Source organism: Pseudomonas sp. Z003-0.4C(8344-21) (genome assembly GCF_900104975.1).
GTDB classification, from domain to species: Bacteria; Pseudomonadota; Gammaproteobacteria; order Pseudomonadales; family Pseudomonadaceae; genus Aquipseudomonas; species Aquipseudomonas granadensis.
The window spans coordinates 1,935,341-1,953,268 of sequence record NZ_LT629756.1; the positions used below are offsets into that span (position 1 = coordinate 1,935,341).

Consider the following 17,928-nt stretch of genomic DNA (forward strand, 5'->3'; position numbering starts at 1 on the left):
ATCCGATGAGCCTGACGATGCGCTTGATCAGTCTGTGGGCACTGTGCTGTTTCAGCACCGTTTCGTTCGCCGCCGACGTGCCGGGCAGTCAGGATTTGCCGATCGTGCCGCGTCTGGCCGACGCGCAGATCGTCGACTATCGCCCGCCAGTCGAGCTTGAGCGGATCTACCCGCTGGGTTCGATCCGCAAGATCAGCGGCCAGTTGCGCTTCGACGGCCAGGTCACCGCCCGTGGCCAGACCACCGCGGTCACTTACGAGTTGCCGCCCGAACATTCCGCCACCGAAGCCTTCACCGAGGCGCGCAAGGCCCTGCAGAAACAGGACGCCGAGTTGCTGTTCTGGTGTCAGGCGCGTGATTGCGGTGAAAGCAGCCTGTGGGCCAACGAAGTGTTCGGCAACGCCAAGCTGTATGGCGCCGACGAGCAGCAGGCGTATCTGCTGTTGCGCCTGGCCGCACCGCGGGACAACACACTGGTGGCGCTGTACAGCATCACTCGTGGCAATCGCAAAGCCTATCTGCATGTCGAGCAGTTCGAGGCAGCGGCGCCACTCGGTGAGTTGCTGCCGACCTCGGCGACCCTGCTGCGCCAGCTCAAAAGCACCGGCGAGCTGGATTTCCCGGACCGCGTCGATGCCCCGGATGATACCTGGCTAAGGCTGATCTCCCGTGGCCTCAACCTCGATACCACGTTGCGCGTGACGCTGTCCGGGCCCAAGGCCGAAGCGTGGCGTCAGGCGCTGATCAGTCAGGGAGTGCGAGCGGCGCGCATGGAAACCGGCACTGTCGAAGGCAAAGGTCTGCGCATCGACCTGTTGCGATAAGCTACCGGGCGAACATGCACGGCGTGTTCGCCTACTCTTTGCCTGACTGATTTTTCCGAGATCTCACATGCTCAATAACGATCGCCTGCTGGTGCAAATCCTCCTGCTGGTGCTGTTCGGGGCCAGCCTGTGGGTAATGGCGCCGTTCTGGTCGGCGCTGTTCTGGGGCGCGGTGCTGGCGTTCGCCAGTTGGCCGCTGATGCGCCTGTTGACGCGCTGGCTCAATGGCCGTGAATCGCTGGCCGCGGCCATTCTGACCTTGGGCTGGATGCTGCTGGTAGCCGCGCCGCTGGTCTGGCTGGGTTTTAATCTTGCCGATCATGTGCGAGATGCCACGGCATTCATCAAGGATGTGCAGGTCGACGGACTGCCGGAAGCGCCGGACTGGCTCGGAACTTTGCCGTTTGTGGGGGAACGGCTGGTGGGGTTATGGAACAGCATCGATCAGCAGGGCGCGGCGCTGATGGTGTCGATAAAGCCTTATCTGGGGCAGGTCGGTAACTGGCTGCTGGCGCGCAGTGCGCAGATCGGCGGCGGTATTCTCGAACTGACGTTGAGTATTGTCTTCGTGTTCTTTTTCTACCGTGACGGGCCACGGCTGGCGGCGTTCGTGCACAGTCTGCTGGAACGCTTGATCGGCGAGCGTGCCGGCTATTACATCGAGCTGGTGGCGGGTACGGTGCAGCGGGTGGTCAACGGGGTGATCGGTACAGCGGCGGCGCAGGCAGTTCTGGCGTTGATCGGATTTCTAATTGCCGGGGTGCCGGGCGCGCTGGTGCTGGGGATCGTGACCTTTCTGCTCAGTCTGATTCCGATGGGGCCACCGCTCGTGTGGGTGCCGGCCACGGCCTGGCTGGCATGGAAGGGTGAGTACGGGATGGCGGTATTTCTGGGGATCTGGGGCACGTTTATCATCAGTGGGGTGGACAACGTGCTCAAGCCGTATCTGATCAGTCGCGGGGGGAATTTACCGCTGGTGATTGTGTTGCTTGGGGTGTTCGGCGGGTTGATTGCGTTTGGGTTTATCGGGTTGTTTATCGGGCCTACTTTGTTGGCGGTGGCTTATAGTTTGTTGACGGACTGGAGCAAGAGTCAGGGGCGGGTCGAGGAGCGGCGGTAGGTCGTTTTTTTCTTGGCCTTGGCGGCCTCTGGGCCGACCAGGCTCTTGGTGTTTTGGGTGAATATCCGTTGCTTCGGGTGTTGCGGCTGGCGGTTTCGCCCTTACGGCGAGTCCCTTTTTCAAACGCCAAAAAGGAACCAAAAGGCTTGGCTCCTGCGTTCGGCCCTCGCAGGCTCGGGTCCCTTCGCTGCGGGATCGCTCCGGGCGCAGCGGCTACGGTTTGCTTCGCTGCACCTACTTCCGCTGTGTCTGGCTGCGCCAGACGGTCGCTGCGCTCCCACGCCCGGATCAATCCCTCCACTCAGCCTTCCGATGTCGCTGGTTAGGCAAGATCAAGATCAAGAGCACTCGAGCTGGCGCTCATTGTTGAGTGGTTAGAAGCGCTGCATGGCTGGAGATTTTCGGTGGATTCGCCCCTCATCGGAACGCCGCCCGCCCAGCCCTCTCCCGAGGGAGAGGGGGCAGATTTGTGCATTCTTCAGAACTAGAGTTCGACTCGGTATTTCGGGTCGGCATAACTCTCCCAATCACCCCGGTCAGTTCCCTCTCCCTTTGGGAGAGGGCTAGGCGGGCGGCGTTCCGATGAGGGGCTTTTCAGGCTGACCGCAACTGCCGGCTCAACTCAGGCCGCCACATCCAGATACTCGTACTTTTACCGGGGAGCATTGTGTTTTCAGGTCCGCGGCAGGCGAATCACCGCAGTCAGGCCGCCCCCCGGGGTTTCTTCCAGATTTAACTCTCCACCCAAACGCTGTGCAGCTTCGCGCGCAATGGTCATGCCCAGGCCGACGCCGCCGGAGTTGCGGTTGCGTGAGCCTTCCAGTCGGTAAAAGGGCTCGAACACGGCTTCGCGCTGGTTTTCGGCAATCCCCGGGCCATGGTCGATTACGTGGATCTGCACTTGTTCGCGGCGATCGTGCAGTTCGATGCGCGCCTGGCCGGCATATCGCAGGGCGTTGTCGAGCAGGTTGTTAAGGCATGAACGCAGTGCCATTGGCTGTACCGGCAACGGGGCGCAATGACCACTGACTTGCACGTCGGCACCTTGGTCCTGGGCGTTTTCGCACAGCGATTCGACCAGCGCCTGCACGTCCATCAGTTGCACGGCTTCGCTGGTGCGCTGTTCGTGGAGGTAGGTGAGGGTGGCATCGAGCATGCTGATCATGTCGTCCAGATCCTGACGCATCTGGCCCTGGAGCTTTTCGTCGCTGAGGTTTTCCAGGCGCAGTTTCAGTCGTGACAGCGGTGTGCGCAGGTCGTGGGAGACGGCGCCGAGCATGCGCGCGCGCTGCTGGACCTGTTCGCGAATACGCCGTTGCATCAGGTTGAAGGTGGAGGCCGCTTGTCGCGCTTCGCGTGGGCCGGACTCGTCGAGGGGCGGGCTGTCGAGATCCTCGCTGAGGCGTTCGGCGGCATCGCTCAGACGCTGGATCGGGCGGCTGAGCAGCTTGGCGCCGTACCATGCCGCGATCATCAAGGTGATGAACTGAAAGGTCAGCGGCACCACCGGGCCACCGAACCATGGACGAGGTGGGCGGTGCGGGTAACGCGGGTCGGGCGGCGCCTGTTGCCCCTCGGCACCTTGGGAAAACTCCGGCGGCGGTGGTGGAGGCGGGGGCGGGCCGTACAGGCGGAACCAGGTGAACGCCAGCAGGTGCGCGAGGACGATCGCCACGAACAGCACGCCGAACAGGCGTCCGAACAGCGTGTCGAAGCGCGCCCGCATCAGCCGATGTCCCGTGCGTCGAACAGATATCCCTCACCGCGCACGGTTTTGATCAGATGTGGCGCTTTCGGGTCATCGCCGAGTTTCTGCCGCAGGCGCGACACCAGCAAATCGATGCTGCGGTCGAATGCTTCGATCGAGCGGCCGCGGGCGGCGTCGAGCAATTGTTCGCGGCTGAGCACCCGGCGCGGACGTTCGATAAATACCCAGAGCAGGCGGAATTCAGCGTTGGACAGCGGCACCACCAGGCCATTGTCGGCAATCAACTGGCGCATGACGCTGTTCAGGCGCCAGTTATCGAAACGGATATTGGCTCGCTGTTCGCTGCGGTCGTCGCGCACGCGGCGCAGAATCGTCTGGATGCGCGCCACCAGTTCGCGCGGCTCGAACGGCTTGGCCATGTAGTCGTCGGCGCCGAGTTCGAGGCCGATGATGCGGTCGGTGGGTTCGCAGCGGGCAGTGAGCATCAGGATCGGAATATCCGATTCGGCGCGTAGCCAGCGGCACAGCGACAAACCGTCTTCACCCGGCAGCATGAGATCCAGCACCACGACGTCGAAATGTTCGGCCTGCATCGCCTGACGCATGGCTGCACCGTCGGTGACACCGCTGGCGTGGATATTGAAGCGGGCGAGGTAATCGATCATCAACTCGCGGATCGGCACGTCGTCGTCAACGATCAGGGCACGAATGCTCCAGCGCTTGTCGTCTTTGGGCTCATCTGTAGCGGGCGTTTGGGTGTTGTGCATGGGGCTGTTCGTCTGCCAGTAGGCCGCCAACCACAAAGATGGGCTGCGAGGTGGTGGTTTTCAGCATAGGCGTCCGGCCGTGAGGCGGGAAGTGCTGTTGTAAGGACGTGTTGCGGCTGGCGAGACTAATGCGGGTGCATGTTGGCGGCGTGTCGGCTGTGTATCGAAGTCGACACAATAGCAGCGAGCGCTATGCTGATCAGCGTCGGCGCGACGATTTACCGATCATCGGGTGCCGCGCTGCCGCCGGTTCCGCTACAATGCGCGCCGATTTCGACCTGCCTGAGAGCCCATTCATGTCCGCCTGCCAGACTCCTATCATCGTCGCCCTGGATTTCCCCACCCGTGACGCCGCACTGAAGCTGGCCGACCAGTTGGACCCGAAGCTGTGCCGGGTCAAAGTGGGCAAGGAACTGTTCACCAGTTGCGCCGCGGAAATCGTCGGCACCCTGCGTGACAAGGGTTTCGAAGTGTTTCTCGATCTGAAATTCCATGACATTCCCAACACCACCGCGATGGCCGTGAAAGCCGCTGCGGAGATGGGCGTGTGGATGGTCAACGTGCATTGCTCCGGTGGCCTGCGCATGATGGCGGCCTGCCGTGAAGAGCTGGCCAAGCGCAGCGGCCCGCAGCCATTGCTGATCGGCGTGACCGTGCTGACCAGCATGGAGCGTGAGGATCTGGCCGGCATCGGTCTGGACATCGAGCCGCAGGAACAGGTGCTGCGTCTGGCGGCACTGGCCGAGAAAGCCGGAATGGACGGTCTGGTCTGTTCGGCGCTGGAAGCCACCGCACTGAAAGCCGCGCACCCGTCATTGCAACTGGTGACTCCGGGGATTCGTCCGGCCGGCAGTTCGCAGGACGACCAGCGCCGCATTCTGACCCCACGTCAGGCGCTGGATGCCGGTTCCGATTATCTGGTGATTGGACGTCCGATCAGCCAGGCGGCCGATCCGGCCCAGGCGCTGGCTTCGGTTGTGGCCGAGATCGCCTGAGCAACACGTATCTGCGTGTAGGAGTGAGCCTGCTCGCGATAGCGGTCTGACAGTTACATACATTGTGACTGACACACCGCTATCGCGAGCAGGCTCACTCCTACATTTGTTTTGCGGTGAATTTAGACCTTCAGTACCAACTTGCCGAAATTCCCGCCGTTGAACAATTTCATCAAGGTTTCCGGGAACGTCTCCAGGCCTTCGACGATATCTTCCTTGCTCTTCAGTTGCCCCTTGGCCATCCACCCGGCCATTTCCTGCGCGGCACTGGCGTACTGTGCGGCATAGTCCATCACCACGAAGCCTTCCATCCGCGCGCGATTGACCAGCAGCGACAGGTAATTGGCCGGGCCTTTGACCGCTTCTTTGTTGTTGTACTGGCTGATTGCGCCGCAGATCACCACGCGCGCCTTCATGTTCAAGCGGCTCAACACCGCGTCGAGAATGTCACCGCCGACGTTGTCGAAATACACGTCGACGCCCTTCGGGCATTCGCGTTTAAGCCCGGCAATAACGTCTTCGCTCTTGTAATCGATGGCACCGTCAAAGCCCAGTTCCTCGATGAGAAACTTGCACTTGTCGGCGCCACCGGCAATGCCGACCACCCGGCAACCCTTGAGCTTGGCGATCTGCCCGGCAACGCTGCCCACCGCGCCGGCCGCACCGGACAGCACCACGGTGTCGCCAGCCTTTGGCGCGCCGACATCGAGGAGGGCGAAGTAGGCGGTCATGCCGGTCATGCCCAGCGCGGACAGATACACCGGCAGCGGGGCCAGTTTCGGATCGACCTTGTAGAAACCTCTTGGCTCGCCGAGGAAATAATCCTGCACGCCGATGGCGCCGTTGACGTAGTCGCCGACAGCAAAGCCCGGATTGTTCGAAGCAATGACTTTTCCTACGCCCAGCGCACGCATGACTTCACCGATACCGACCGGCGGAATGTAGGACTTGCCCTCGTTCATCCAGCCGCGCATGGCCGGGTCCAGGGACAGGTATTCGTTCTTCACCAGAATCTGTCCTTCAGCCGGTTCGCCGACCGGCACTTCCTGATAGGTAAAGGTCTCGCGGCTGGCCGCACCCACCGGGCGTTTGGCGAGCAGGAACTGGCGATTTGTCTGGTTGGTCATGACAGGCACTCGAACGGAATGAAGCCTTGTTGATAGACCCTCGGCGGCGATGGTGCAAGGTTGGCTGACGCGGCGAATGCACGTCGATCCAGTGCGGTGATAGTTCAGGTTATGGATTAATCACTGCGGTTCATGGGCGCATAACCGCTGTGTGGATAGTGCTGACGTGCGACCGAGCGCGATGGCTATGCTGCCACTCAGCACATTCCAGCCGTTTCGGCATATCCAGCGTTCGAGGACACCCGCATGAGCATGACGTTTTCCGGTCAAGTCGTTGTCGTTACCGGAGCGGCCAACGGCATCGGCCGCGCGACCGCTCAGGCGTTTGCTGCCGAGGGCCTGAAAGTAGTGGTCGCCGATTTCGATGCGGCAGGCGGCGAGGGGACGGTGGCGCTGATTCGTACTGCCGGTGGCGAAGCATCCTTCGTGCGTTGCGACGTGACCGTCGAGAGCGATGTTAAAAATCTGATGGACGAAGTCATCAATACCTACGGCCGTCTCGATTACGCCTTCAACAACGCCGGCATCGAGATCGAGAAGGGCAAACTGGCCGACGGTTCGATGGATGAGTTCGATGCGATCATGGGGGTTAACGTCAAAGGCGTCTGGCTGTGCATGAAGTATCAGTTGCCATTGCTGCTGGCGCAGGGCGGCGGGGCGATCGTCAACACGGCGTCGGTGGCGGGGTTGGGTGCGGCGCCGAAGATGAGCATTTATGCGGCCTCCAAGCATGCGGTGATCGGGCTGACCAAGTCGGCGGCGATCGAATATGCGAAGAAGAAGATCCGCGTCAATGCGGTGTGTCCGGCGGTGATCGATACCGATATGTTCCGTCGTGCTTATGAGGCGGACCCGAAGAAGGGCGAATTTGCCAATGCCATGCATCCGGTGGGGCGCATTGGTACGGTCGGGGAGATTGCCAGCGCGGTGTTGTATTTGTGCAGCGATGGGGCGGCATTTACGACGGGGCATTCGTTGGCGGTGGATGGGGGGGTTACGGCGTTCTGATTTTTTGTGGGCGTGGCGGCCTGTGGGCCGACCATGCTCTTTGGGTTTTGGGTGCATATCCGTTGCTTCGGGGGGTGCGGCTGGCGGTTTCGCCCTTACGGCGACTTACTTTTTTACAAGCGCCTAAAAAAGTAAGCAAAAAACGCTTGCTCCTACGTACGGCCCTCGCAGGCTCGGGTCCCTTCGCTCCGGGATCGATCCGGGCGCAGCGGCTACGGTTTGCTTCGCTGCACCTCCTTCCGCTGTGTACGACTTCGTCGTACGGTCGCTGCGCTCCCACGCCCGGATCGATCCCTCCACTCAGCCTTCCGATGTCGCTGGTTAGGCAAGATCAAGGGCACTCGAGCTAACGCTCATTGTTGAGTGGTGAGAAGCGCCGCATGGCTTTGGGATTTGTGGTGGATTCGCCCCTCACCCCAGCCCTCTCCCCCTGGAGAGGGAGCCGATTTGGGGGCCGTTCAAATCCTGAGTTCGACTCGATGTTGCGCGTTGGCGCATCTCTTTCATCCACCCCGGTCAGTCCCCTCTCCCTCCGGGAGAGGGCTAGGGTGAGGGCGCTTTTGATTTCCGGCTTTGCGTTGATGCGCGCCCAATCCCGTGTATCCCTTTAAACAATGTGTATCAAGCCGTTAGATCGGTCGCTTTTGGCGGCGTTGTCGCACAGGCTGTGCGGCGTGGCTGTGTTTTACTGCGGTCAGCAAAACGGACAGGAGTTTGCTTGCTCATGGAATTGAGAATTGATCGACAGGCAATGGTGCCGGTCGTGCAGCAGATTGTTGATGGGCTGACGGATTGGATTCTGCAAAGTGGTGTGCCACCCGCCACTCGTTTGCCTTCTGCCCGGCAGATTGCCCGGGGCAATCTGCTGAGTCATTCGTGTGTTGTCGAGGCATGTGAGCGGTTGGTGTCGCAGGGGGTTCTGAGCTCATGCCAGGGGACCGGGTTTGTGGTTGCTGCTTCGCCGTCGATGGCTGGCGCCGATGTTGATCCTGAATTGTCTGGCGGGCGCTATGGCTGGTGCGATGCGGTTTGCGATGTCGGCGGTGGCTTGAAGTTGGGTTGCGGTGGTTTGCCGCAGAGCTGGCGTGAGCCGGACGATCTCAGTTATGCGTTGCGTGAGGTGGCGCGTACGGACATGGCCAGTCTGTTCAATTACAGCACGCCGCTTGGGTTGCCAGCGTTGCGTGAGCAGATTGTCAGGCGCTTGAAGCGGCTGGATATCGACGCTGGCAGTGCGCAGTTGTTGAGTACCGGCGGCGCCAGTCATGCGCTGGATCTGATCGTGCGCACGTTGTTCAAGGCCGGCGACTGTGTGGTGGTTGAGACGCCGGGGTATGCGCCGTTGTTCGATCTGCTGCGCCTGCATGGCGTGCGCATGCTGGAGGTGCGTCGTACGCAGAACGGGCCGGATGTCGAAGCGCTTGAAGCTTTGCTGCAGCAGTTCCGGCCGGCGGCGATGTTCATCAACAGTCATCACCACAATCCTACCGGCAGTTGCCTGTCGCCGGGCGTGGCGCAACGTATCCTGCAATTGAGCAGGCTTCATGACCTGCGCCTGATCGAGGATGATGTCTACGCCGACCTGCACACAGGTCACGGTACGCGTCTGGCTGCGCTGGACGATGATAGTCGAGTGATTTATGTGGGCAGTTTTTCCAAGACGCTGAGCAGTTCCTTGCGGGTCGGGTTTGTCCTCGCAGACAGTGAGCTGGTCAGGCGCCTGGCTCAGGTCAAAATGGTCAGTGGACTTGGGGTATCGCGATTTTCCGAGGCGGTGCTGGCAACGCTGTTGGCCAGTGGTGCTTACCGTAAGCTGGTGCAGCGCCAGCGGCAGCGCTTGAATGCTGATCGCGTCGCGGCTTTGCAGGCGCTGGAAGACGCCGACTGGGAGGTGTTCGGCCGGCCGGCGGGCGGGTTGTTTATCTGGGCGCGTGCGCGGACGGCCGATCAGGGCCTGGTTCGCGGCCAGGCCCAGCGGTGTGGCGTGATGCTGGCGAACGTGAATGCGTTCAGTCCCAGCGGCGAATCGGGTGACTGGCATCGCATCAACGTGGCGTACGCCTGTGACCCACGGGCTCGGCAGTTTTTCCGCAACACCGGTTCGGATCGACCTCCAGTGTTCTGAAAACGACGCGGCTGTAGCTTTTTGCCATTATTGCGACGGCAGAGACTTGTGCTGGTTCCTGGCCGTTGCGACTCTTCGCTTTACTGACAATGGCAGAGGGCTCGCGCAATGATTTCGGCCATGCAAGGACGTTTCGCCAACCTCGGCATGGCGAAAAAACTGGGAATCGGGTTTGTGTTGGTCTTGCTCTTGACCGCTCTGGTGGCGGCGATTGGCGTCTGGTCCCTGCAGACCATCAGCCTGCGCTTCGACGGGCTGAAGCAGATGTCCTCGCTCAATAGCGGTCTGCTCAAGGTGCGCCTGCTCGAACAGGATTATGCCTTGCACGGCAACCCGAAGACGGCCGATGCCCTGCGTGAAGGCGTGGACGGTCTGGTGGCCCTGGCTAACGAGCTCAAGGCGCGCACGCCGGCCAATGTGTCGGTGATGAACGATGTCGAGCAGTCGCTGGGCGCCTATCGCAAGGCGTTCGATGAATTCGTATCGCTGAGCCAGGCCAAGGATCTTGCGCTGGAGATGGCCAGTTGGTCGGTATCCAGCGTGGCTAATAACCTGGACGTGCTGCAGGCCGGGCTGGCCGACGACGGCGCGTATACCCTGAAGGACACCGAGGGCAAGGATGGGACGCAGTTCATTGAACAAGCCAGTCAGGTCAGCCAGGTATCGCGCCTGATGTTGCAGGCGATGAATGAGGCCCGGGTTCGTCTCGATCAAAGTCGCAAGGGCGACGCCGACAGCGCCGGCAAGGGCAACATCGAACAGGCGGCGCAAGCGCAGACGCAGGCCGAAGAGCTGAAAACCACGGTCAAGGACGAGGGTTATCTGACCGTGCTCAACGAAGTGTCCGGGCATATCGCCGGGTTCAACGACAAGCTTGCCGAATACACCGGTTTGCTGGATCAGGAAAAAACGGTCTATGAACAATTGCATCAGCGTGCTGAGCAGGTGGTCGAGCGGGTGAATCAGGCTTATGTTGCCGAGGACGCCGCGATGCAGGCAGAACTGAAGAAGAATTCGCTGTTGATCATTGGCTCCTCGGCCCTGGCGTTGCTGGTCGGGGTACTTGCTGCATGGTTCATCACCCGGCTGATCGTCGCACCGTTGCGCAGCGTGATTCAGGTGGCGCAGCAGATCGCTGCCGGCGACTTGAGTGCCAGCGTGCAAGTGACCCGGCGCGACGAGATTGGCCAATTGATGCTGGCGATGCAGCAGATGGGCGCGGGGCTGAGCACCATCGTCAGCGGTTTGCAGGCGGGGATCGAACAACTGGCCAGTTCGGCACAATCATTGTCGGCGGTCACCGAGCAGACCAACCTTGAGGTGAGCAGTCAGAAGGAAGAGACCGAGCAGGTCGCCACCGCGATGAACCAGATGACCGCCACGGTGCACGACGTGGCACGCAATGCCGAGGAGGCGGCGTTGGCCGCGCAGACCGCGGATGACAAGGTCGAGAGTGGCCAGCAGGTGGTGCGACAGAGCATGGCGCGGATTGAGCAGTTGGCCGATTCCGCAACTTCCGCCAGTTCAAGCATCGAAAGTCTCAGTGCTGAGATTCAGAATATCGGCACGGTGCTGGAGGTGATCAAGAGCGTCGCCGAGCAGACCAATCTATTGGCATTGAATGCCGCGATCGAGGCGGCACGGGCCGGGGAACAGGGTAGGGGCTTCGCGGTGGTGGCCGATGAAGTACGTGCATTGGCGCGGCGTACGCAGCAATCGACTGAGGAGATTGAGCGGCTGGTCAGTGCGTTGCGCTCGGCGGCGCAGTCGTCGGTGCAGCAGATTCAGAGCAGCGGCGAACTGGTGAAGCTGGCGGTCAGTGATGCGTTGCAGACCGAGAGTGCGCTGGGGAGCATTGCGGTAGCGGTGTCGTTGATTCAGCAGATGAATCAGCAGATCGCGGCGGCGGCCGAGGAGCAGAGTTCGGTGGCGGAGGAGATCAATCGCAGTGTGACGAGCATTCGTGCGAGTGCCGATCAGTCGTCGATTGCGATGCGGGGGAATGCGGCTTCGAGTGTTGAGCTGGCGCAGTTGGGGGGGGAGTTGAGGTCCATGGTTGGGCATTTTCGGCTTTGATTGAGCCTTGGCGGCCTCTGGGCCGACCAGGCTTTGGGTGTTTTGGGTGAATATCCGTTTTTTTTGGTGTGGCGGGTGGCGGTTTCGCCCTTACGGCGAGTCCCTTTTTCAGACGCCAAAAAGGAACCAAAAGGCTTGCTCCTACGTACGGCCCTCGCAAGCTCGGGTCCCTTCGCTCCGGGATCGATCCGGGCGCAGCGGCTACGGTTTGCTGCGCTGCACCTCCTTCCGCTGTGTCTGGCTGCGCCAGACGGTCGCTTCGCTCCCACGCCCGGATCAATCCCTCCACTCAGCCTTCCGATGTCGCTGGTTAGGCAAGATCAAGATCAAGAGCACTCGAGCTGGCGCTCATTGTTGAGTGGTTAGAAGCGGGTGGTTGGCTTTGGATTTGTGGTGTGGCTGCCCCTCACCCCAGCCCTCTCCCCCAGGAGAGGGAGCTGATCTGTGTTGGCTTTGAAATCGTGTACGACTCGGTATTTCAGGTTGGCGCAGCTCTCGCATCCACCCCGGTCAGTCCCCTCTCCCTCCGGGAGAGGGCTAGGGTGAGGGGCTTTTGATTCTTTAGATTGATTTCCAGCATTAAGGCAAGATCAAAAGCACTCGAGCTACCGCTCATCGTAGGAGTGGTGAGCAGCGACGCGTTGCGTGAGCCTGCTCGCGAAAGCGGTCTCCTCTTCAGCGAAATTTTGTCAGGCTCTTGCCGTGATCTCACAAAAAAGCCACCTCTCGGTGGCTTCTCTTCAAATCTCTGCACTCAGTCGTAAATGACTTTCTTCTTCCAGTCCGCATCCGCCTCGACGTCTTTGAGGCCGGCGGTCAGTTGGTTTTCTTCGCCTTCGACCGGTGCGATCTTGTCCATCACCTGGGCGTTGGCGCGGGCCAGCAGTTTTTCCAGGTATTGCAGTTGTTCGGCGTAGATCTGCGGGTCTTGTTGTTTGCGCAGGTATTGCACGCCGCGTTCGAAGGCGAGGCGGGCCTGGCCGGGCTGGTTTTGTTGCAGGGATTGCTGGCCGAGGTTATTGAAGAATTCGATGTGCAGCAGGACGAGGATATGGCGCACTTCGCGAACCCAGTGTTTGGCTTCGTTCGGTGGCAGGAAGCCGTCGTGGGCGGCGCGGGTGATCTGGCCGTGGAGGGCTTCGAGGAGGAAGCGTACGTCTTTGGCCTTGGCTTCGGTGATGATCGGCGCTGGTGGGTTGTTGACCGGGATCGATTCGCCTTGGGCCACCAGGGCGCTCAGCTCGGTGATGCGCGCTTTGGTGGTGGCGCTGGTTTTTTCCAGGTTCAGCAGGCGCTGGCAGACGTTCAGTTCCAGGCGGGTCAGCAGCAGCTTGAGTGCCGGGCTCATGAACTGGCCGGGGAAGGTCTCGGTCAGTTCGCCGCAGCGGCGCAGGCGGTCGTTGAGTTCGACCTTGGTGCGGGCCTTCTCCAGTTTGTTGTTTTCCACCACATGGTTCATGTAGCCAATGGCGATCAGAATTGCGATCCCGGCTATGACAAGCAGGGTGATCATGAGTGGTGTCACCGGTAAGACCTCTTTATAGGGTTCGCATGCGAGTGTAGTGGCTGGGCATAGGGCCGCCTAGCGCCACTCGACGATTCGGTTCGGCAGTTCAATCTGTATCGGCCGCACACTGTTTATATGAATGCTGGCGTTTGATGTACAGATTGCCATCACTGTGTGGACTATAACGTCTTGCCGGGTGGCAGAATATAGGCGTCAAACATCGGACGACGGAAAAGCCCCCCTGCTGCCCTAAAGCGGGGCGAAGTCATTGATTTAAATAAATTTATATCAGGGGGTTGACGACCCCTCAATCCATCCATAGAATGCGCGCCACTTGCAGCGTAAAGCACACAGCGAAGCGCGGCAGGGAGTGAATGTTGTAGTGTGTCCCCTTCGTCTAGTGGCCTAGGACACCGCCCTTTCACGGCGGTAACAGGGGTTCGAGTCCCCTAGGGGACGCCAATGCGGGAATAGCTCAGTTGGTAGAGCACGACCTTGCCAAGGTCGGGGTCGCGAGTTCGAGTCTCGTTTCCCGCTCCAGTTTTAAACGGCAGTGCTTTCGGGCGGTGCCGAGTGAAACCAGAGCCAAGTCTTTTGATGCGGATCTGGACACCGAAACACACACCATGTGTTCCGGGTAGCGTGTCCCCTTCGTCTAGTGGCCTAGGACACCGCCCTTTCACGGCGGTAACAGGGGTTCGAGTCCCCTAGGGGACGCCATTTGCGGGAATAGCTCAGTTGGTAGAGCACGACCTTGCCAAGGTCGGGGTCGCGAGTTCGAGTCTCGTTTCCCGCTCCAAATTCTAGAAACGCCGCTCAGTGAGCGGCGTTTTTATTAGTGAAAGTTGTAGCCTGTGTCCCCTTCGTCTAGTGGCCTAGGACACCGCCCTTTCACGGCGGTAACAGGGGTTCGAGTCCCCTAGGGGACGCCATTGCGGGAATAGCTCAGTTGGTAGAGCACGACCTTGCCAAGGTCGGGGTCGCGAGTTCGAGTCTCGTTTCCCGCTCCATATCCACAAAAACGCCGATCACTGATGATCGGCGTTTTTGTTTGCGCAGCATTCGTACCAGCCGTCGATGTAAATCCTGAAAAAGGCCCGCTGAAGCGATTTCGGCGGGCCTTTTTGCGTGTATCCCTTTACCAGGACAACATTAATCGACCGGCGAACAGAATCAGTACCACGCCCATGGTGCGTTCGAACCAGTGCCCCATGCGCATGAACAGCAATCTGATCCGGTTGCTCGAGAAGAAAAGCGCAACCAGCACGAACCACGATGCATTGACAAAGCACATCCACAATCCATAGAGCGCCTGGATTTGCAGCGGCGTGCTGGCACTGATGATGGTGGTGAAGATCGCCAGAAAAAACAGCGTGGCTTTCGGATTGGTGGCGTTGGTCAGAAAACCGGTGCTAAAGGCTTTGAACAAGGTCTGTTCGACCATTGGTTCGTCGCTGGATTTTTCACCCTCGACGGCCGATTTCGGTTTGCTGCGCAGCAAGCTGACGCCGAGATACAGAATGTAGGCACCGCCGATCACTTTGGCGACGGTCAGCAACCACGGCGTGGTGTGCATCAAGGCGCCGACACCGAGCAGGGTATAAAGCACATGCACGGAAATTCCCGCACCGATGCCCAGCGCCGTGCAAATACCAACCAACCGGCCGAAGCGCACACTTTGGCGGATAGTCACGGCAAAGTCCGGTCCGGGCGCTACAACCGCCAGAAAGTGGATGGTCGCCAGCGCGAGAAATTCGCCCAGATAATTCGAATACATTTCAGCTCCAGTAAGTCAGGGGTGATGCATTGCCGCGATAGCCGACAAAGAACGACAGGCTCAAGCGCGGATCAGCCACGCCCGGGGTCACCGAGTGCATGCGCCGCGAATTGAACATGATGAAATCGCCCGGTTGCGGCCGGACCTCCAGTGCAGGAGAGCCGAGCAGGGCGGGGTCGATGCCGTAACTGTCGCCACGCATCTCATCGAATTGGTCAGGGGTGATGCGGTCGTCCCACATCTGCAACGCGCCGCCTTCGGTCGGCATGTTCAGGTAGACGTTGCAGGCGAACTGCGCCTCCAGACTGCGCGCCTGAAAACTGTCCGGGGCGTCCTTGGCGAAGATGTCGTGATGGGCGAGGAAGCACACGCCCGGCTTCACTACCCGTGACAGGCCGACATACATTTTGCGCCCGTAGAGGTTTTCCAGGTGCGCACCAGCCGGCCAGGATTCGTCGAGCATGCAGCGCAAGGTGTCGATCGGTGATGAGTAGGGCGCACAGCGATTGCGCAATTCAGCAATGTTGCTGGCCGCCCGTTCGAAGTAGTCCTCGATCAGCAGCGGTTGATTTTCCGCCTCGTAAAACGCCATGCCGATGCGGCCAATGCTCGGCGCGTTGATGTAACCCTCGAACCCGGGTGCGAGGATCTTGTTGCCAATCTCGATCGCCAGCGGCTCGGCCAGAAAGCTTTTGACGCGGATGGCGAGGACTTCTTCGTTGGCCAGTTTTTTTATGCACGTCTCATCGAGACGCTCGACGTCTAGCATCATGTCTTAGGTCCATCTATCGATAGTCAACGGAACCGGCGAATGCGGTCCCCCGGCGTCGAACGCTGCGTGCGGCAGCGTTCGAAATCCTCAATCCACGTTGTAGTGGACGGATAACGTGCCTTTCTTCTGCGAAAGGGACGTGATCGTGACTGTGCCCAGTTCCTTCAGGCTGCGTACATGGGTGCCGCCGCAGCCATAAGCGGGCAGGTCACCGAAACTGATTTCCCGCGCACCTTCGCGCAGTGAGGTCAGACGTGGCAGATCGTCGGCGATCCATTGATCGAGCGCTTGTTGTACGGCCGCTACGTCAAGTTCCTGCGCGGCGTCGCCGGGTTTGAATTGCACACGACCTTCATCCGGCCAGTGATGAGCCTTGATCGGCGTCCAGCCCTGCGCCTGAATGAAATGTCCGATCAAGTGGCCGGCCGAATGCATGCGCGTGTTGAAACGTCGCCGCTGTTCGTTGATGCGGATCACTGTCATGCCCGGGGGTACCGGGCGGTCGACAAAATGGATGATCCGCTCCGGCTCCTGTATCACGCGCGATACCTGGCTTTCGCCAATCCAGCCGGTATCGCTGGGCTGGCCGCCGCCCTGTGGATGAAACAGGGTTGCGCGCAGCACGACAGCAAATTCGTTTTCCTGGGGCGTGCAGTCGAGGACTTCCACATTGGCCTTGAGGTCATCACTATGGAAAAAGAGGCGAAGCGTCATATTCCATGCCCTTATTAAAGTTTCTTTTTTTATTATATGAATCGGTTAATAGCGTGATAATCCGTTCAAACATCAAAGGACTTGTGCGCTGTGAGCATAAATTTGCCGCTACCGTTACTCGGAGAAATGGCGATTTTCGTCAGGGTCGTGGAGACCGGCAGCTTCTCTGAGGCCGCTCGCCAACTGGGTTCGTCACCCTCAGCGGTGAGCCGCAGCATTTCCCGCCTGGAAAAGGCGCTGGCGACACGCTTGTTGCAGCGCACCACGCGCAAGCTGCGCTTGAGTGACGGTGGCGAAGAAGTCTTCAAGCGCTGTCAGGAGATGATCAGTGCCGCCCGCTCGGTGATGGAAATCAGCGGCCAGTTCACCCATGAGGCCGAAGGGCTGGTGCGCGTGAGTGTGCCGAAGGCGGTGGGGCGCTTCGTGATTCATCCGCACATGCCGGAGTTTTTGCGGCGTTATCCCAAGGTCGATGTCGAGTTGCTGCTGGAGGATCGCCAGGTGGATCTGATTGATGATCACGTCGATCTGGCGATTCGCATCACCGATCGGCCGCCGGCGGGGCTGGTCGGACGACAGTTGCTGACCATCGATCATTTGCTCTGTGCGACGCCGCAGTATCTGGCCGAACACGGCACGCCGACGCATCCGCATGATTTGCTCAATCACAGTTGTATTTATCTGGGCGAAACCCCGAGTGATGCTCGCTGGAAATTCAAGAAGGGCAGCAAAGCGGTGACGGTCGGGGTGCGTGGGCGCTATGCCGCCAACCATACGGGTGTGCGGTTAGGGGCGGTGTTGCAGCATATTGGCATTGGCAGTCTGCCGTACTTCACGGCGCGTTATGCGTTGGAGCAGGGTCTGGTGGTTCAGGTATTGCCGCAGTGGACGTTTCTGGCGTCGTATCACGGTGGGTTGTGGTTGTTGCATTCGCCGACTCGGTATTTGCCGCCCAAGCTGCGGGTGTTTATCGATTATCTGGTGGAGTGTCTGCAGAAGGAGCCGACCTTGGGGCGGCCGGGCCGGTCGGGGGGCGGGGGGAATGTGGCGATGGCTTATGAGTTGCCGGAGGGGGAGGGGTTGCTTTGAGCTCTTGGGTTTTGGGGTTTTGGGTGAATATCCGTTGCTTCGGGTGTTGCGGCTGGCGGTTTCGCCTGACGGCGACTTACTTTTTTACAAGCGCCTAAAAAAGTAAGCAAAAAACGCTAGCTCCTACGTACGGCCCTCGCAAGCTCGGGTCCCTTCGCTCCGGGATCGATCCGGGCGCAGCGGCTACGGTTTGCTTCGCTGCACCTACTTCCGCTGTGTCTGGCTGCGCCAGACGGTCGCTGCGCTCCCACGCCCGGATCGATCCCTGCGCTCAGCCTTCCGATGTCGCCGGTTAGGCAAGATCAAGATCAAGGGCACT

14 protein-coding genes, 6 tRNA genes and 1 pseudogene are annotated in these 17,928 nt (G+C 60.1%); 14 read left to right on the top strand and 7 right to left on the bottom strand.

The features are described 5' to 3' along the window. Positions 1-17: 17 nt before the first annotated feature. Together BLU24_RS08925 and BLU24_RS08930 are read left to right on the top strand one after the other, a co-directional pair. On the top strand, positions 18-824 hold the full coding sequence (locus BLU24_RS08925) for a DUF4892 domain-containing protein (RefSeq protein WP_093099346.1): 807 nt from the start codon (positions 18-20) through the stop codon (positions 822-824). A 67-nt stretch (positions 825-891) separates the two neighbouring features. Continuing rightward, the gene (locus tag BLU24_RS08930) at positions 892-1,944 is read left to right on the top strand and encodes an AI-2E family transporter (protein ID WP_093099349.1); all 1,053 of its coding nucleotides are present in this window, start codon (positions 892-894) and stop codon (positions 1,942-1,944) included. 673 nt (positions 1,945-2,617) lie between these two features. On the opposite strand, the gene BLU24_RS08935 is transcribed toward BLU24_RS08930, so the two are convergent. Continuing rightward, positions 2,618-3,670 (bottom strand): sensor histidine kinase, encoded by a 1,053-nt coding sequence (locus tag BLU24_RS08935; protein WP_093099352.1) that lies wholly within the window; start codon positions 3,668-3,670, stop codon positions 2,618-2,620. Next, the gene (locus BLU24_RS08940; RefSeq protein ID WP_093099355.1) at positions 3,670-4,419 is read right to left on the bottom strand and encodes a response regulator; all 750 of its coding nucleotides are present in this window, start codon (positions 4,417-4,419) and stop codon (positions 3,670-3,672) included. The genes BLU24_RS08935 and BLU24_RS08940 overlap by 1 nt, the downstream gene beginning before the upstream one ends. A 296-nt stretch (positions 4,420-4,715) precedes the next feature. Between BLU24_RS08940 and pyrF the strand changes: the two genes are divergently transcribed. Further along, the gene (gene pyrF, locus BLU24_RS08945) at positions 4,716-5,414 is read left to right on the top strand and encodes an orotidine-5'-phosphate decarboxylase (RefSeq protein ID WP_172833249.1); all 699 of its coding nucleotides are present in this window, start codon (positions 4,716-4,718) and stop codon (positions 5,412-5,414) included. Positions 5,415-5,536: 122 nt separating this feature from the next. Here pyrF and BLU24_RS08950 read toward each other — a convergent pair whose 3' ends face one another. Further along, the gene (locus BLU24_RS08950) at positions 5,537-6,541 is read right to left on the bottom strand and encodes an NADP-dependent oxidoreductase (protein ID WP_093099358.1); all 1,005 of its coding nucleotides are present in this window, start codon (positions 6,539-6,541) and stop codon (positions 5,537-5,539) included. 246 nt (positions 6,542-6,787) lie between these two features. Between BLU24_RS08950 and BLU24_RS08955 the strand changes: the two genes are divergently transcribed. From BLU24_RS08955 to BLU24_RS28195, 4 genes and pseudogenes are all read left to right on the top strand, one after another. Next, positions 6,788-7,549 (top strand): SDR family oxidoreductase, encoded by a 762-nt coding sequence (locus tag BLU24_RS08955; protein WP_093099361.1) that lies wholly within the window; start codon positions 6,788-6,790, stop codon positions 7,547-7,549. 724 nt (positions 7,550-8,273) lie between these two features. Next, positions 8,274-9,674, top strand: coding sequence for an aminotransferase-like domain-containing protein (locus BLU24_RS08960; RefSeq protein WP_093099363.1), 1,401 nt, complete (start codon positions 8,274-8,276; stop codon positions 9,672-9,674). Between the two features lie 990 nt (positions 9,675-10,664). Continuing rightward, positions 10,665-10,841, top strand: a pseudogene (locus tag BLU24_RS28190) (HAMP domain-containing protein); the annotation flags it as partial. Positions 10,842-11,045: 204 nt separating this feature from the next. Beyond that, complete coding sequence (locus BLU24_RS28195) at positions 11,046-11,750, top strand: methyl-accepting chemotaxis protein (protein ID WP_434598319.1); 705 nt, start codon at positions 11,046-11,048, stop codon at positions 11,748-11,750. A 754-nt stretch (positions 11,751-12,504) separates the two neighbouring features. On the opposite strand, the gene BLU24_RS08970 is transcribed toward BLU24_RS28195, so the two are convergent. Next, entirely contained in the window at positions 12,505-13,263 is a 759-nt protein-coding gene (locus tag BLU24_RS08970; RefSeq protein ID WP_172833250.1) for a hypothetical protein, read from the bottom strand. 380 nt (positions 13,264-13,643) lie between these two features. On the opposite strand from BLU24_RS08970, the gene BLU24_RS08975 reads away from it, so the two are divergent. From BLU24_RS08975 to BLU24_RS09000, 6 genes are all read left to right on the top strand, one after another. Continuing rightward, positions 13,644-13,719, top strand: a tRNA-Glu gene (locus tag BLU24_RS08975). A gap of 2 nt (positions 13,720-13,721) precedes the next feature. Then, positions 13,722-13,797, top strand: a tRNA-Gly gene (locus tag BLU24_RS08980). Between the two features lie 104 nt (positions 13,798-13,901). Next, positions 13,902-13,977: transfer RNA gene (locus BLU24_RS08985), tRNA-Glu, on the top strand. Positions 13,978-13,980: 3 nt separating this feature from the next. Next, positions 13,981-14,056 (top strand) — tRNA-Gly (locus BLU24_RS08990). Between the two features lie 57 nt (positions 14,057-14,113). Then, a tRNA-Glu gene (locus BLU24_RS08995) sits at positions 14,114-14,189 on the top strand. 2 nt (positions 14,190-14,191) lie between these two features. Further along, positions 14,192-14,267 (top strand) — tRNA-Gly (locus BLU24_RS09000). A 128-nt stretch (positions 14,268-14,395) separates the two neighbouring features. Here the strand turns inward: BLU24_RS09000 and BLU24_RS09005 are convergent. The 3 genes from BLU24_RS09005 to BLU24_RS09015 all read right to left on the bottom strand — a co-directional run bounded on the left by BLU24_RS09005 (position 14,396) and on the right by BLU24_RS09015 (position 16,520). Then, positions 14,396-15,034 carry a LysE family translocator gene (locus BLU24_RS09005; RefSeq protein WP_093099369.1) on the bottom strand — a complete coding sequence of 213 codons (639 nt, stop codon included), beginning with the start codon at positions 15,032-15,034 and terminating at the stop codon, positions 14,396-14,398. Position 15,035: 1 nt separating this feature from the next. Then, positions 15,036-15,806 (bottom strand): 2OG-Fe(II) oxygenase, encoded by a 771-nt coding sequence (locus BLU24_RS09010; protein WP_093099372.1) that lies wholly within the window; start codon positions 15,804-15,806, stop codon positions 15,036-15,038. A gap of 87 nt (positions 15,807-15,893) precedes the next feature. Then, positions 15,894-16,520 (bottom strand): hypothetical protein, encoded by a 627-nt coding sequence (locus tag BLU24_RS09015; protein WP_093099374.1) that lies wholly within the window; start codon positions 16,518-16,520, stop codon positions 15,894-15,896. Positions 16,521-16,610: 90 nt separating this feature from the next. Between BLU24_RS09015 and BLU24_RS09020 the strand changes: the two genes are divergently transcribed. Further along, positions 16,611-17,609: a LysR family transcriptional regulator gene (locus tag BLU24_RS09020; protein WP_093099376.1), complete on the top strand. Its 999-nt coding sequence runs from the start codon at positions 16,611-16,613 to the stop codon at positions 17,607-17,609. Positions 17,610-17,928 lie beyond the last annotated feature (319 nt).